Here is a 13733-nt window from a genome sequence, read left to right as displayed (position 1 = left end):
AACCTCTAATTCTTGCCGGCGCTCTTCTTGGCCGGAGCCTTGGTGGCGGCGGCCTTGGTCGGCGACGTCTTTGCGGTCGACGACACGGCGGCGCGCGCCTTGCTGGTGGATTCGGATTTGGATTTGGCCGCGGCTTTCTTCGCTGCCGGTTTCTTCGGTTTTGGCGCGGCATCCTCGCCGTCGGCCGTCTCCGCAGCCTTCTTGGCCTTGGCGGGCTTCGCCGCCTTCTTCGCCTTGGTCTTGCCGCCGCCCTTGGCCGCGCGCTCGTCGATCAGCGCGATCGCCTGCGGCAGCGTGATGGCGTCCTTCTCGAACTCGGCCGGGATCGTCGCGTTGACGCCGCCCGCGGTGACATAGGCACCATAACGGCCGCTCTTCACGGTGACCGTGCCGAGCGTCGGATGGTCGCCGATCGCCTTGCCGGGATCGGCGCCGAAGCGGCGGCTCGGACCCTTGGCGGCCTTCTCGGCGATCAGCGTCACGGCGCGGTTGAGGCCGATATCGAAGACCTCGTCGCCGGCCTCCAAGCTCGCATAGGTCTTCTCGTGTTTCACGAACGGCCCGAAGCGGCCGAGACCTGCCGTGATCGGCTGGCCCGTTTCCGGATGCTTGCCGATCTCGCGCGGCAGCGACAGCAGCTTCAGCGCGAGCTCGAGATCGACATCGCTGGGCGAGGTGCCCTTGGGGATGCCCGCGCGCTTCGGCTTCTCGCCTTCCTCATAATCCTTCTGCTCGCCGAGCTGGATGTAGGGGCCGAAGCGGCCGGCCTTGACCCAGACATCGCGATCCGTGTCAGGATCCTGGCCGAGCGAACGGTCGGCGGTCGCCTCGCCGTCAGCGGCGAGCTGACGGGTGTAGCGGCATTCCGGATAGTTCGAGCAGCCGACGAAGGCGCCGAACTTGCCGGCCTTGAGGTTGAGGCGCCCGGTGCCGCAATTCGGGCACTGGCGCACGTCGCCGCCGTCGGCGCGCGGCGGATAGATGTGCGGCCCCAGCATCTCGTCGAGCACGTCGAGCACCTGCGCGACGCGCAGGTCCTTGATGTCGTCGACGGCGCCGATGAAGTCACGCCAGAAGTCCTTCAGCACCTGCTGCCAGGAGATCTCGTTGTTGGAGATGCGGTCGAGCTGCTCCTCCAGCGCGGCGGTGAAGTCGTATTCGACATAGCGGCTGAAGAAGCTCTCCAGGAACGCGATCACGACGCGCCCCTTGTCTTCGCCGTGCAGGCGCTTCTTCTCCAGCTTGACGTAGCCGCGGTCCTTCAGGACCTGGAGGATCGAGGCATAGGTGGAGGGACGGCCGATGCCGAGCTCTTCCATGCGCTTGACGAGGGACGCTTCGGAGAAGCGCGGCGGCGGCTCGGTGAAATGCTGGGTGACGGCGAGCGACTGCCGCTTCAGCGCCTCGCCGGCGCTCATGCCGGGAAGGCGGCGGGAATCCTCGTCCTCCTCGTCGTCGCGGCCTTCCTGGTAAAGCGCGAGGAAGCCGTCGAACTTGACGACCTGGCCGGTGGCGCGCAGCTCCAGCGTCCGGCCGCCGGCCTTCGCGGTGATGTCCACGGTGGTGCGCTCGAGCTCGGCCGCCTCCATCTGGCTCGCGATGGTACGCTTCCAGATCAGCTCATAGAGCCGGGCCTGATCGGCATCGAGCTTGCGGCTCATGCTGACGGGACGGCGGGAGAGATCGGTCGGGCGGATGGCTTCGTGCGCTTCCTGGGCGTTCTTGGCCTTGGCCTGGTACTGGCGCGGGGAGTCCGGCACATAGGCCTTGCCGTAATCCTCGCCGATCACCTTGCGCGCCTGCGTGATCGCCTCGGGGGCGATCTGCACGCCGTCGGTACGCATATAAGTAATGAGTCCGGTGGTCTCGCCGCCGATGTCGATGCCTTCATAGAGGCGCTGGGCGATGCGCATGGTGTGCGCCGGCGCAAACCCGTATTTGCGGCTGGCTTCCTGCTGCAGCGTCGAGGTGGTGAAGGGCGCCTGCGGATTGCGACGGGCCGGCTTGGCATCGACCGAGGTGACGGCATAGGCGGCCGCTTCCAGCGCCTTCTTGAAGTCTTCGGCTTCCGCGCCGGTGCCGATGTCGAGGCGCTGGATCTTCTTGCCGTCGGCGCCGACGAGGCGGGCCTCGAAGGCATCGCCGCGCGGGGTGAGCAGGGTCGCGATCAGCGACCAGTATTCGCGCGGCACAAACTTCTCGATCTCGAGCTCGCGGTCGCAGACGAGGCGCAGCGCCACCGACTGCACGCGGCCGGCCGAGCGGGCGCCCGGCAGCTTGCGCCACAGCACGGGGGAGAGGGTGAAACCGACGAGGTAATCGAGGGCGCGGCGCGCCATATAGGCATCGACCAGCGCACCATCGATCTGGCGCGGATGCTTCATCGCCTCGGAGACGGCCTGCTTGGTGATGGCATTGAACACCACGCGCTCGATCTTCTGATCCTTCAGCGCACGCTTCTCCTTGAGCACTTCGAGCACGTGCCAGGAGATGGCCTCGCCCTCGCGATCAGGGTCGGTCGCCAGAATCAGGCGGTCGGCGCCCTTCAGGGACCTCGCAATATCATTGAGCCGGCCGGCCGCCTTGGGGTCGACCTCCCAGATCATCTTGAAATTGGCGTCGGGATCGACGGAACCATTCTTCGCCGGGAGATCGCGGACATGGCCGAACGAGGCCAGAACCTCGTAGGACGAGCCCAGATACTTGTTGATCGTCTTGGCTTTCGCCGGCGACTCCACAATGACGATATTCATTTAGTTCCAGTGGCTTACGGGAAAATCTGGGGCCGAAAACGAAAGGACTCGGGTCGGCCGTTTCGCCCCGAACATGGGTGGTGAGACCCCGGCTGTCAAATCGGGCGGTGTTGGAAGCGCTCCGAATGAGAAAAGTTTCATATCGAGAAAGTTGCAAAGTACCACCTTGGAGTTGCGATCCATGTAGGCGTAGTGTCTCTGTGGGGGCATGGATTCGGGGTGGGGACGGGTGACAAGGCGGGGAAAGAAGCGAGCGCGCGCCGTGGCAGGCGCGCCGGGAGGCTCGCGCAACGACGAACCGGGAGAGGGCGGGGCAGATGAGGCGGTGGCCTTCATCGCCGAGCAGGTGGCTGCGTTGCGCAAGCTCACCGAGCGCCACAAGCTGGACGTGCTGCATTATCTCCTAGGGATGACGCAGCTGGAAGCCGATGAGCATTTGCGGCTGCGGACGAGGCGCAAGCTGTCGTGAGGAGCGGGTCTCTATTAGTCCCGTCATCCTGAGGCGCGAGTGGCGCGATGCCAGGCATCGCGCCGGGAGCCTCGAAGGATGCACGGCCGAGGTGCCAGCGGGGCCGTCGCGCTATGCTGGCTCCATCGGTCGCTCGAAGCGTCCGCGAAGGCTTTGAATTGCGCCGCGGGTCCGCCCCATGTAGGTCGGGCTGCCAAACGCGACCGCGGTGGCGCGGTCGATCGTTTCCAATACGCTCTCATTTTGGAAGCGGCCTGACATGATGTCGTCGGGCCTTTAGCCATCTTGAGGCCTTTATACTTACTACAAGTGGCACTACGTCGTCATTGCGAGCGCAGCGAAGCAATCCAGAGTCGTTCCGGGGTGGTGGTCTGGATTGCTTCGCTGCGCTCGCAATGACGCGGTGGTCAGCCCTTGCGTCCAGCTATGCTGGCTCCATCGGTCGCTCGAAGCGTCCGCGAAGGCTTTGAATTGCGCCGCGGGTCCGCCCATGTAGGTCGGGCTGCCAAACGCGACCGCGGTGGCGCGGTCGATCGTTTCCAATACGCTCTCATTTTGGAAGCGGCCTGACATGATGTCGTCGGGCCTTTAGCCATCTTGAGGCCGTTATACTTACTACAAGTGGCACTACGTCGTCATTGCGAGCGCAGCGAAGCAATCCAGAGTCATTCCTCCGAGGTAGTTTGGATTGCCTTGCTGCGCTCGCAATGACGGAGGGGTGGCTGGCATGCGTCGTCACCCCGACCGCCGCCGTCGCGCCGGTCGCGGTTTCAGCGTGGTGTCGGCGGGGCTGAGCACGCGGCCGTCCTCGGCGCGCATTTCGAGCTTCTTCACCGGGCGGCCTTTCTCGCGATCGACCAGGATCGTCGCGATCTCGTCGGGGTGGTCGTCGAACTCCTCGCTCCATTGCCTTAATGCGACCAGGATCGGGAAGGTGCCGCGGCCCTTTGGCGTCAGCACATATTCCTGATAGGCGCTGCCGTCGGAGGCGGGGGCGGTTTCCAGGATGCCGTGGTCGACCAGTGCGCGCAGCCGCACTGACAAGATGTTCTTGGCCATGCCGAGCTTGCTCTGAAACTCGCCGAAGCGGCGCAGGCCGAACAGCGCCTCGCGGATGATCAGCAGCGACCACCAGTCGCCGAGCGCGTCCAGCGAGCGCGCGATCGGGCAGGAATCGCCCTCGAAGCTCGTTCGTTTCACCATCGTCGTCTGTCCTTTCGCGTTCGCACGGTCCGGCCGCCGATCACGCGCTTGTGTGGTTGCATTATAAAACCAAATGGCCTAGATGGCAATGTAGTTTCATAATGCAACTACTTGGAGGCGAGCGTGAGACTGAAGGACAAGACGGCCTTGATCACCGGCGGCAACAGCGGCATCGGGCTTGCGACGGCAAAACTGTTCGTGGCCGAGGGCGCCAAGGTGGTGATCACCGGGCGCAACAAGGAGACACTGGCGGCCGCCGCCAAGGAGCTTGGGGCGAACGCGCTCGCGCTCGCAGCCGATGCCACCGACATCGCCGCGACCGAGGCGGCGATCAAGCAGGGCGCCGAAAAATTCGGCAAGTTCGACATCGTGTTCGCCAACGCCGGTATTCCCGGCAGCACGCCGCTCGGCGCAGCGACGCTGGATGTGTTCGAGAAGGTCATCAGCACCGATTTGACCGGCGTGTTCTTCACCGTGCAGTCGGCGCTGCCTCATCTCAACGACAATGCCTCGATCATCCTCAACGGCTCGGTGATCTCGGTGCTCGGCATTCCCGGCTATTCCGCTTACGGTGCCGCGAAGGCCGGTGTGCGTGCGATGGCGCGGATCATGGCCTCGGAGCTGTCACCGCGCGGTATCCGCGTCAACGTCGTCGCCCCCGGTGCGATCCGCACGCCCATCTGGGGGCCTGCGATCGCGACGCCCGAAGCCGAGAAGGCCTTCGAGAAGCGGATCGCGCTGTCGACGCCGCTGGGGCGTATTGGTGAACCCGATCACATCTCGAAGACGGTGCTGTTCCTCGCCTCCGATGATGCCGCGCACGTGCAGGGCCAGGAGATCTTCGTCGATGGCGGCGCGGTGGCATCGCCGAGCGGCGCGCCGATCTATCGCGGTTGATCAAGTGAAGTGAAAATTGAATCGGTCGGCGTCGCCTTCGTCGGTTGCGCCGGCCGGTTCCCTCGCGTTGTGCGGCGTATTGTCTAAACCTTTGCGTGAGGCGTTGAACCTTCGCTTGCGCTGCAAAGACATTTCTACGGGCGGGGGTCACAAGACCCGATTTCAAGGGAGCCCGTGATGCCAAAGGCAGCTCGCATTTTTTCATCGATTTCAGCACCGCGTATTTTCACCGAACGTTCCGCCATTCCCGCCAAGCACTCTGACATCTCGGAGTTCATCGGCGTGGCTCTTTTCTCCGGGATCGGCCTGTTCATTTCGCTCGTGGCCGTCATCCTCGGCATGCAGGGCGCCTGGTTTTAGCGATGTTGACTGTCAGCCGCCGCCGGAGTCCGGCAGCGGCTGGGGTCGTCGGTGCGAACTTTACGCAGCGCGCAAATTGGTCGCCGCCTGGAGCGCGCCTGCAATCGCCTTTTCGCGGTGCTCCGGTCCGACCTGGATGCCATCGGCGCTGATGAATTCGGGATTGATCCCGATGAAGCCGAACACGCCGCGCAAATAGGTCTCGAGATGCTCGAGCGCCGCCGCCGGCGAGCCTGCGCCATAATAGCCGCCGCGTGAGATGGCCAGGATCACGCGCTTGCCGCCGGCAAGACCCTGCGGCCCATTCGCCCCGTAGCTGAACGTCTTGCCCGCCACGACGATGCGGTCGATCCATGCCTTGAGCTGGCTGGGAATCGTAAAATTGTACATGGGGGCGCCGATCACGACGATGTCGGCGGCCAGGAACTCGTCCAGCGCGGCTGCGCTCGCGGCGAGGTCGGGTCCGAGTTCCGCCGGCGCCGGCGCGCCCTGCGCGGCTGCCAGGTGCGAGCCGGACAGGTGGGCGAGAGGGGTCTGGCTCAGGTCGCGATAGACCACCTCGAGGGACGGCGTCGCCTGCTTGAGGCGGTCGACGATGGCGGCGGAGACCTGCCGGCTGACGGAGTGGGGGCCGAGCACGCTGGAGTCGATATGGAGGAGTTTCATTTGGGGTCACCCTGGTATAGATTTGTAACCCGGACTACATGAGTGACTGTTGAAATCCCCGCAAGAACGCACTTTTTTGAGCCATGGACACATTATTGAAACCTGCTCACACCGATTTACCTGCCTCGCCAAGGCTAGATCAGAGGCTGGGTCCAGGTCCGGATCAAAGGCCGGATCCCAACCACGCGGACTGCCGCGGGGTCGCTTCCGTGCTGTCCCGCGTCGGCGACAAATGGAGCGTGTTCGTCATCATGATGCTGAGTGACGGGCCGAAGCGCTTCAATGAGCTGAAGCGCATGATCAACGGCATCTCGCAGCGGATGCTGACCCTGACGCTGCGCGGCCTCGAGCGCGATGGCCTCGTCACGCGGACGATCTTCCCGACCATTCCGCCGCGCGTGGATTATGAGCTGACCGATCTCGGACACGGGCTGTCGCGGCCGGTCGAGGCGCTCGGCAAATGGGCGAAGGATCATCTCGATCAGATCGAGGCCGCGCGCACCCGGTTCGACCGGCGCAACGACGGCTAGATCAGCGAGAGCTTTGGTTGAAAAGCTGCGAGCGGCGAGCTCCAACACCTCTCCCCGCCGGGGGCCCCGCGGTGACGACAGCCGCACGAACCAAACTTCATCATTTCAGCAGCGACACCAGGCCGCCGCCGTGGCGTTCGAGGCGGCCGGCAAGCTCGAGCTCCAGCAGCACGGTGCGCACGATCGCGGGCGAGGCGCCGGACATCCGGACGAGATCGTCGATCGAAATCGGGGCAGGGCCGAGCAGGCCGGTGATCTGGTCGCGGTCATGGCCTTGCGGATCGCTTTCGAACGGATCGCTGTCGGGCTCGCCGACGGGGTGCATCGGCGGCCGCTCCATGATCGGCTGCAACGCGTTGACGATGTCGGCGGCTTCGGTGACGAGCGTTGCGCCCTGCTTGATCAGGTCGTTGGTGCCGGCGGCGCGCGGGTCGAGCGGCGAGCCGGGGACGGCGAACACTTCGCGGCCCTGTTCGGCCGCCATGCGCGCGGTGATCAGCGAGCCGGAGCGGTGCGCCGCCTCCACCACGACGACGCCGAGCGCGGCGCCGGAGATCAGGCGGTTGCGGCGGGGGAAGTCGCGGGCGCGCGGCTCGTGGCCGAGCGGCATCTCGGAGATCGCCGCGCCCGCGTGATCGAGGATCGATCCGAGCAGATCGCCATGTTCGGGCGGATAGATACAGTCATGGCCGCCGGCGAGCACCGCGATCGTGCCGCTCTCGACGCTGGTGCGATGCGCGGCCTGGTCGACGCCGCGGGCGAGGCCCGAGATGATGACGAAGCCGACCTCCCCGAGCTCGCGCGCGAGCTGGCCGGCAAACTTCAAGCCGGCGCCGGAGGCGTTGCGCGAGCCAACGATCGCGATTATCGGCCGCATCAGGGTCTTCGTGTCGCCGCGCACCGCAAGCAGCGGCGGCGCATCGTCGATCATCGCGAGGCGCGCTGGATAACCGTCTTCGCCGGGCGCGAGCCAGGCGATGCCGAACTTGCGGCTCGCCGCGAGCTCGGCCTTTGCTTCATCCGCGCTGCAGATGCGCCCCGATCGCTGCGCACCGCCGCGACGGGCGAGATCCGGCAGCCGCTCCAGCGCGGCGCGCGCCGTGCCGAAATGATCGACCAGCGAGCGAAAGGTGCGCGGCCCGACATTGTCGGAGCGGATCAGCCGCAGGCGGTCGATCCGCTCAGCCTCGGTCAGCTCCACGCTTGGGTTGATGGCGTCCACGGCGTCTCCTTGTGAGCGCAGCATGGAACAACCTGAGGGGGTGGGCAACAGCGTCGTGCGCTTGCGTGGCCCCTTCGCGATGCTAAAAGCGATGCCAATAAGAAGGGTTTCGCCATGATCTCACTCGCCGACCTCCAGCACCGCATCGAAGCGGGCGAGCTTTCGCCCGAGGCCGCCATCGCCCAGTCGCACGCGGCGATCGAGGCCAGGGAGAAGGACGTCCGCGCCTTCGTCCGGCACGACAAATCCGCCAAGGCGCAAGCCTCCGGCCCGCTGCGCGGCATCGCGGTCGGCATCAAGGACATCATCGACACCGCCAACATGCCGACCGAGATGGGCTCGGTGATCTATCGCGGCTGGCAGCCGCGCTCGGATGCGCCGGTCGTGATGATGCTGAAGCGGGCAGGCGCGACCATCATCGGCAAGACCACCACGACCGCGTTCGCCTCGCGCGACCCGACGCCGACGCTCAATCCGCACAATCTCGGTCACACGCCGGGCGGTTCGTCCGCGGGCTCGGCGGCAGCGGTTGGCGCCGGCATGATCCCGCTGGCACTGGGCACCCAGACCGGCGGCTCGGTGATCCGGCCTGCGGCCTATTGCGGCACCGCCGCGATCAAACCGTCGTTCCGGATGCTGCCGACGGTTGGTGTCAAATGCTATTCGTGGGCGCTCGACACCGTCGGCCTGTTCGGCGCGCGCGCGGAGGATCTCGCGCGCGGACTTTCGGCGATGACGGGCCGCAACGAATTCTCCGGCATCGCTCCGGCGAAGGCGCCGCGCATCGGCGTGGTCAGGCAGGAATTCGCCGGTGCCGTCGAGCCGGCGGCGGAAGAGGGGCTGCAAGCTGCGATAAAGGCGGCCGAACGTGCCGGCGCCAGCGTGCAGACGCTCGCCACGCCGGAGTCGCTGGCGGAAGCCTGGCGCGTCCACCCGATCATCCAGGATTTCGAGGCGCATCGCGCGCTCGCCTGGGAGTTTGACGAACATCACGACGAGATCGCACCGATGCTGCGCGCCAGCCTCGATGCGACGGTCGGGCTGACGCCGAAAGACTACGATGAGGCCCGCCGCATCGCTCGTCGCGGCCGCCGCGAACTCGGAGAACTGTTCGAGGATTTCGATGTGCTGCTGACCTATTCGGCGCCGGGCACGCCGCCGGCCAAGGAACTCGCAACGACAGGCGATCCCCGCTACAACCGGGTCTGGACGCTGATGGGCAATCCTTGCGTCAACGTGCCGGTGCTGAAAGCCAATGGCCTGCCGATCGGCGTCCAGGTGATCGCGCGCTTCGGCAATGATCCGGTGGCGTTGTCGTCGGCCTGGTTCCTGGAGAACGCGCTGGCGAAATCAGGCTAGCGCCGCTTCGGCGGCGGGCAGCGTGTGTTGGGCGTCCGCGCCGGACGCGCCTTGCCCGAGCCAGCGCTCGGCAGCCTCGCGGCCGCTCCGGTGCAGCGCGCGGATGAAGCCGCGGCCGAGATCGGTCGATGAGCGCTGCGCCAGCCCGTCAACGGCATCTTCCGCGGCGATCCTGGAGAGCCGCAGCGACGGCGCGGCGCGTGACTGTGCCCATTCGATGGCCGCGACCTCGGCGTTGAGCGCAGCGTTTGCCGCGATCTGGTCGAGACGGCGGTCGATCGCGGCGAGGGTGATCGGCACGTAGCTGTCGCGGGACGGCGTGACCTGGACCAGCAGCACGTCCGCCGCAGACGTTTCCTGCACCAGCCGCACCAGCGGCGGATTGCCGCCAAAGCCGCCGTCCCAATAGGCCTCGCCGTCGATCTCGACGGCGCAGTGCACCAGCGGCGGGCAGGTCGAGGCCAGCGCAACGTCGGGGGTGATGGCCTCGTTGCGGAAGATCTGCTGCTGCCCGTCGCGGATCCGCGTTGCCGCGATTAAAAGTCTTGGCGCGTTTGCGGCGCGCAGCGCCGCGAAATCGATGTCGCGCGACAACGCCTGCCTGAGCGGGTCGAGATCGAACGGATCGAAGTGGCCGGAGCGCAGCGTCGGCCCGAACGCGACCGAGCTTCCTGCGGGCGAAAATCCGCCGACCAGCATCAATGAGCGGAACGATGCTTCGTGCATCAGGCGGACCCAGAACCGGTTCAGCCGATTGCGCGCGGCTTCACGGCCGCCCTCGGCGAGGCCGGAGGCGAGCAGGAGCGCATTGATCGCGCCGGCACTTGCGCCGGTGATGGTGTCGATTTCGATATCCGGCTCTTCCAGCAGCCGCTCCAGCACGCCCCAGGTGAAGGCGGCGAAGGTGCCGCCGCCCTGGAGGGCCAGCGAAAGTTTTCGCGGCGGCCATTGTCTGGATGGAGTCGGCGCAACGGGTGGGGCGACGGTGATCACCGCGACGGAAAGCGGAGGCTGCGCAACAAGAACGGGCGGCGTCGCCGGCGGGGCAACGGAGGCAGGCTCGGGAGGCGGCGAGGGAGCACCGGACCAGATGTCCGTCGCAAAGAGCAGCAGGCTTGCAGCGGTGCGGGCTGCACCTTGCGAACCACCGTCAATCTGCGCGCCGACAATCTTCTCGCTCATTCTGAGCAACCGCGTAACGCCATCTTCCACGTCAGGATGACAGGCATGGAACCCGTCCGCTACAGCCTGAGGCGAGTGGTGCGGAAGTTGCGAACAGGATTCGGCATATAATGCGGAAAGGGTGCGGCGGTATCCGCACTTTTTCGGATCAGGCCTTAGGCCTTCTCGCCGATCCGGCTTTCCTTGCCTGATTGCAGCCGCTTGATGTTCTCGCGATGCGCGTAGAACAGCAGCAGTGTCAGCACCGCGAACAGCGCGGACAAAGCGAGATGGCCGAACCACCATAGGAACATCGGCGTGATGAAGGACGCCACCAGCGCCGAGAGCGAGGAGTAGCGGGTGGTGAAGGCGGTGGCGAGCCAAAGCAGGCAGAACACCACCGCGGCCGGCCAGAACAGTCCAATCAGGATGCCGATATAGACCGCGACACCTTTTCCGCCCTTGAACCTGAGCCAGACCGGAAACAGGTGCCCGAGGAAAGCGCCAAGTCCCGCCACCATCGCCGCGTTGGGCCCAGCGATGTAGCCACAGATCACCACGGCCACGGTGCCCTTGAGCGCATCGAACAGCAGGGTGCCCGCGGCAAGGCTCTTGCGCCCCGTGCGCAGCACATTGGTGGCGCCGATGCTGCCGGAGCCGATCGAGCGGATATCCTGCGTTCCGGCGAGTTTTGTCAGCACCAGTCCGAACGGAATCGAGCCGAGGAGGTATCCGATGACGAAGGCCACCGGCAGGAAGGCTTCAAGCCCCATGGCTGGATCTCCAAAGGCCGCATCCGCATGTCGGACCGAGGCGCCACGCATGATCCCGCACGTCAGACATGTTCGTACACCGTCCGTCCGCCGACAATGGTGCGCACCACTCGGCCTGTAAAGCGGGCCTCGTCGAACGGGGTGTTCTTGCAAGGCGATTTGAGGTCGGCGGGATCGACCACCCAGGGCACATCGGGGTCGATCACGATGACGTCCGCAGGGCTACCCGCGCGCAAGGTTCCGCCCGGCAAACCAAGCAGCTCGGCCGGCCGGGTCGACATCGCCCGGATCAGCGTTTTGAGTTCCAGCTCGCCATTGTGCACCAGCCGCAGGCCGGCGGGCAGCATGGTCTCGAGCCCGACGGCGCCGCTGGCCGCTTCCGCGAACGGCAGGCGCTTGACTTCGACGTCCTGCGGATTGTGGTCGGACATGATGACGTCGACGAGGCCGGAGGCGACGGCGGCGACCAGCGCGCGGCGGTCGTCCTCGGTGCGCAGCGGCGGCGACAGTTTCAGGAAGGACCGGTAGGGTCCGATGTCGTTCTCGTTCAGCGCAAGATGGTTGATGGAGACCGAGGCGCTGACGGGGAGGCCGGCATCGCGGCCGCGCTTGAGGATCTCGAGCGAGTCGATGCAGGACAGCGAGGCTGCGTGATAGCGGCCGCCGGTCAGCGCGACGAGGCGCATGTCGCGCTCGAGGATCACCGCCTCGGCGGCACTCGGGATGCCCATCAGGCCCAGCCGCGATGCGAACTCGCCCTCGTTCATCACGCCTTCGCCGACGAGATCGGGGTCCTCCGTGTAGTGCACGATCAGCGCGTCGAAATCGCGGGCGTAGGTCAGCGCGCGGCGCATCACCTGCGCATTGGTCACGCTTCTGTCGCCATCGCTGAAAGCCACGGCGCCGGCGGCCTTGAGCAGGCCAAACTCGGTCATCTCCTGGCCGTGCATGCCCTTGGTGAGCGCCGCCATCGGCTGGATGTTGACGATCGCGGTGTCGCGGGCGCGCCGCATCACGAAGTCCACGGTCGCCGAATTGTCGACAACGGGCAGGGTGTCGGGCTGGCAGATGATGGTGGTTATGCCGCCGGTCGCAGCCGCCTGGCTCGCGGTGGCAAAGGTCTCACGATGGCTGTAGCCGGGCTCACCGACGAAGGCGCGCATGTCGATCAGGCCCGGCGCGACGACCTTGCCGGCGCAGTTGACGATGTCGGTGCCCTCGGGGACGCCGGCCGCGCCGATGCCGCGGCGGGTCTCGCGGATGGTGCCGTCGGCAATCAGGACGTCGCCGACGCCGTCGAAATCCCTCGAGGGATCGACGACACGGGCGTTGGCGAGCAGGACGGGGCGGCGGTCGGTCAGCATGGGCATCACGCGTTCGGCAGGTTGCGGGCGAGCGCTTCCAGCACCGCCATGCGCACGGCGACCCCCATCTCGACCTGTTCGCGGATCAGGGATTGCGCGCCGTCGGCAACCGCCGTGTCGATCTCGACGCCGCGGTTCATCGGGCCGGGATGCATCACGAGGGCGTCCGGCTTGGCGTAAGCGAGCTTCTTCTGGTCGAGCCCGAAATAGTTGAAGTACTCGGAGGTCGACGGCACGAAGGAGCCGTTCATGCGCTCGCGCTGGAGCCGCAGCATCATGACGATGTCGGCGCCGCTGAGGCCCTCGCGCATGTCGCGCGCAACCTCGACGCCCATCCGCTCGATGCCGGGCGGCAGCAGCGTGGAGGGGCCGACGACGCGGACGCGGGCGCCCATGGTGTTGAGCAGGATGATGTTGGAGCGGGCAACGCGCGAATGCAGCACGTCGCCGCAGATGGCGACAACGAGCCCCTCGATGCGGCCCTTGTTGCGACGAATGGTGAGCGCGTCGAGCAGCGCCTGGGTCGGATGCTCATGCGCGCCGTCGCCGGCGTTGATCACGGAACCGTCAACCTTGCGGGCCAGCAGTTCCACCGCGCCGGAGGCGTGATGGCGCATCACCAGGATATCCGGGTGCATCGCGTTGAGCGTCATCGCGGTGTCGACCAGCGTCTCGCCCTTTTTGATGGACGAGGAGGCGACCGACATGTTCATGACGTCGGCGCCGAGCCGCTTTCCCGCAAGCTCGAACGAGGACTGGGTGCGGGTGGAGGCCTCGAAGAAGAGGTTCACCTGCGTCCGTCCACGCAGGACGGTGCGCTTCTTGTCAACCTGGCGGTTGAGCTCGACATATTCTTCGGACAGGTCGAGGAGGCCGGTGATGTCGGCCGCGGAAAGGCCCTCGATACCCAGCAAATGCCGGTGGCCGAGGACGAAGGTCGATTTCGATGTCATTAAAAGCAGAGCTATAGGCGCGG

14 protein-coding genes are annotated in these 13733 nt (G+C 66.0%); 5 read left to right on the top strand and 9 right to left on the bottom strand.

The genetic code is table 11. The features are described 5' to 3' along the window. Nucleotides 1-5 precede the first annotated feature (5 nt). Entirely contained in the window at nt 6-2753 is a 2748-nt protein-coding gene (gene topA, locus ACNJYB_RS22910; RefSeq protein WP_439368619.1) for a type I DNA topoisomerase, read from the bottom strand. A 262-nt stretch (nt 2754-3015) separates the two neighbouring features. Between topA and ACNJYB_RS22905 the strand changes: the two genes are divergently transcribed. Then, nucleotides 3016-3222 carry a hypothetical protein gene (locus ACNJYB_RS22905; protein ID WP_439368618.1) on the top strand — a complete coding sequence of 69 codons (207 nt, stop codon included), beginning with the start codon at nt 3016-3018 and terminating at the stop codon, nt 3220-3222. A 315-nt stretch (nt 3223-3537) separates the two neighbouring features. Here the strand turns inward: ACNJYB_RS22905 and ACNJYB_RS22900 are convergent, their stop codons facing one another. After that, nucleotides 3538-3795 carry a hypothetical protein gene (locus tag ACNJYB_RS22900; RefSeq protein ID WP_439368617.1) on the bottom strand — a complete coding sequence of 86 codons (258 nt, stop codon included), beginning with the start codon at nt 3793-3795 and terminating at the stop codon, nt 3538-3540. Between the two features lie 162 nt (nt 3796-3957). After that, the gene (locus ACNJYB_RS22895) at nt 3958-4425 is read right to left on the bottom strand and encodes a winged helix-turn-helix transcriptional regulator (protein WP_439368616.1); all 468 of its coding nucleotides are present in this window, start codon (nt 4423-4425) and stop codon (nt 3958-3960) included. Between the two features lie 123 nt (nt 4426-4548). On the opposite strand from ACNJYB_RS22895, the gene ACNJYB_RS22890 reads away from it, so the two are divergent. Further along, a complete protein-coding gene (locus tag ACNJYB_RS22890) occupies nt 4549-5322 on the top strand; it encodes an SDR family NAD(P)-dependent oxidoreductase (protein WP_439368615.1) in 774 nt (257 codons plus the stop codon). Nucleotides 5323-5499: 177 nt separating this feature from the next. Then, nucleotides 5500-5682 carry a hypothetical protein gene (locus ACNJYB_RS22885; RefSeq protein ID WP_439368614.1) on the top strand — a complete coding sequence of 61 codons (183 nt, stop codon included), beginning with the start codon at nt 5500-5502 and terminating at the stop codon, nt 5680-5682. 60 nt (nt 5683-5742) lie between these two features. On the opposite strand, the gene ACNJYB_RS22880 is transcribed toward ACNJYB_RS22885, so the two are convergent. Then, nucleotides 5743-6348 (bottom strand): FMN-dependent NADH-azoreductase, encoded by a 606-nt coding sequence (locus ACNJYB_RS22880; protein WP_439368613.1) that lies wholly within the window; start codon nt 6346-6348, stop codon nt 5743-5745. An 83-nt stretch (nt 6349-6431) separates the two neighbouring features. Between ACNJYB_RS22880 and ACNJYB_RS22875 the strand changes: the two genes are divergently transcribed. After that, on the top strand, nt 6432-6878 hold the full coding sequence (locus ACNJYB_RS22875) for a winged helix-turn-helix transcriptional regulator (protein ID WP_439368612.1): 447 nt from the start codon (nt 6432-6434) through the stop codon (nt 6876-6878). Between the two features lie 100 nt (nt 6879-6978). Here ACNJYB_RS22875 and dprA read toward each other — a convergent pair whose 3' ends face one another. Continuing rightward, nucleotides 6979-8124 carry a DNA-processing protein DprA gene (gene dprA / locus ACNJYB_RS22870; RefSeq protein WP_439368611.1) on the bottom strand — a complete coding sequence of 382 codons (1146 nt, stop codon included), beginning with the start codon at nt 8122-8124 and terminating at the stop codon, nt 6979-6981. A gap of 90 nt (nt 8125-8214) precedes the next feature. Here dprA and ACNJYB_RS22865 point away from each other — a divergent pair, with 90 nt between their 5' ends. Further along, nucleotides 8215-9459 carry an amidase gene (locus ACNJYB_RS22865; protein ID WP_439368609.1) on the top strand — a complete coding sequence of 415 codons (1245 nt, stop codon included), beginning with the start codon at nt 8215-8217 and terminating at the stop codon, nt 9457-9459. Here ACNJYB_RS22865 and ACNJYB_RS22860 read toward each other — a convergent pair. The 4 genes from ACNJYB_RS22860 to ACNJYB_RS22845 all read right to left on the bottom strand — a co-directional run bounded on the left by ACNJYB_RS22860 (nt 9451) and on the right by ACNJYB_RS22845 (nt 13710). Next, the gene (locus ACNJYB_RS22860) at nt 9451-10641 is read right to left on the bottom strand and encodes a patatin-like phospholipase family protein (RefSeq protein ID WP_439368608.1); all 1191 of its coding nucleotides are present in this window, start codon (nt 10639-10641) and stop codon (nt 9451-9453) included. The two genes, ACNJYB_RS22865 and ACNJYB_RS22860, sit on opposite strands and share 9 nt — an antisense overlap. A 155-nt stretch (nt 10642-10796) precedes the next feature. Beyond that, entirely contained in the window at nt 10797-11393 is a 597-nt protein-coding gene (gene plsY, locus ACNJYB_RS22855) for a glycerol-3-phosphate 1-O-acyltransferase PlsY (protein WP_439368607.1), read from the bottom strand. 62 nt (nt 11394-11455) lie between these two features. Next, entirely contained in the window at nt 11456-12757 is a 1302-nt protein-coding gene (locus ACNJYB_RS22850; protein ID WP_439375625.1) for a dihydroorotase, read from the bottom strand. A gap of 5 nt (nt 12758-12762) precedes the next feature. After that, nucleotides 12763-13710, bottom strand: a complete 948-nt coding sequence (locus ACNJYB_RS22845; protein ID WP_439368606.1) for an aspartate carbamoyltransferase catalytic subunit — start codon at nt 13708-13710, stop codon at nt 12763-12765. Nucleotides 13711-13733: the final 23 nt, after the last annotated feature.

Source organism: Bradyrhizobium sp. SMVTL-02, from assembly GCF_051853005.1.
Classification (GTDB): Bacteria; Pseudomonadota; Alphaproteobacteria; order Rhizobiales; family Xanthobacteraceae; genus Bradyrhizobium.
Note: the sequence above shows the minus strand (reverse complement) of the source record. Positions and strands in the feature narration are given on the sequence as shown.

What these genes read in the sequence shown, in the direction of transcription:
- topA (WP_439368619.1), bottom strand. Translation starts at nt 2,753, where the DNA reads ATGAATATCGTCATTGTGGAGTCGCCGGCGAAAGCCAAGACGATCAAC.
- ACNJYB_RS22900 (WP_439368617.1), bottom strand. Translation starts at nt 3,795, where the DNA reads ATGTCAGGCCGCTTCCAAAATGAGAGCGTATTGGAAACGATCGACCGC.
- ACNJYB_RS22895 (WP_439368616.1), bottom strand. Translation starts at nt 4,425, where the DNA reads ATGGTGAAACGAACGAGCTTCGAGGGCGATTCCTGCCCGATCGCGCGC.
- ACNJYB_RS22885 (WP_439368614.1), top strand. Translation starts at nt 5,500, where the DNA reads ATGCCAAAGGCAGCTCGCATTTTTTCATCGATTTCAGCACCGCGTATT.
- ACNJYB_RS22880 (WP_439368613.1), bottom strand. Translation starts at nt 6,348, where the DNA reads ATGAAACTCCTCCATATCGACTCCAGCGTGCTCGGCCCCCACTCCGTC.
- ACNJYB_RS22875 (WP_439368612.1), top strand. Translation starts at nt 6,432, where the DNA reads ATGGACACATTATTGAAACCTGCTCACACCGATTTACCTGCCTCGCCA.
- dprA (WP_439368611.1), bottom strand. Translation starts at nt 8,124, where the DNA reads ATGCTGCGCTCACAAGGAGACGCCGTGGACGCCATCAACCCAAGCGTG.
- ACNJYB_RS22865 (WP_439368609.1), top strand. Translation starts at nt 8,215, where the DNA reads ATGATCTCACTCGCCGACCTCCAGCACCGCATCGAAGCGGGCGAGCTT.
- ACNJYB_RS22860 (WP_439368608.1), bottom strand. Translation starts at nt 10,641, where the DNA reads ATGAGCGAGAAGATTGTCGGCGCGCAGATTGACGGTGGTTCGCAAGGT.
- plsY (WP_439368607.1), bottom strand. Translation starts at nt 11,393, where the DNA reads ATGGGGCTTGAAGCCTTCCTGCCGGTGGCCTTCGTCATCGGATACCTC.
- ACNJYB_RS22850 (WP_439375625.1), bottom strand. Translation starts at nt 12,757, where the DNA reads ATGCTGACCGACCGCCGCCCCGTCCTGCTCGCCAACGCCCGTGTCGTC.
- ACNJYB_RS22845 (WP_439368606.1), bottom strand. Translation starts at nt 13,710, where the DNA reads ATGACATCGAAATCGACCTTCGTCCTCGGCCACCGGCATTTGCTGGGT.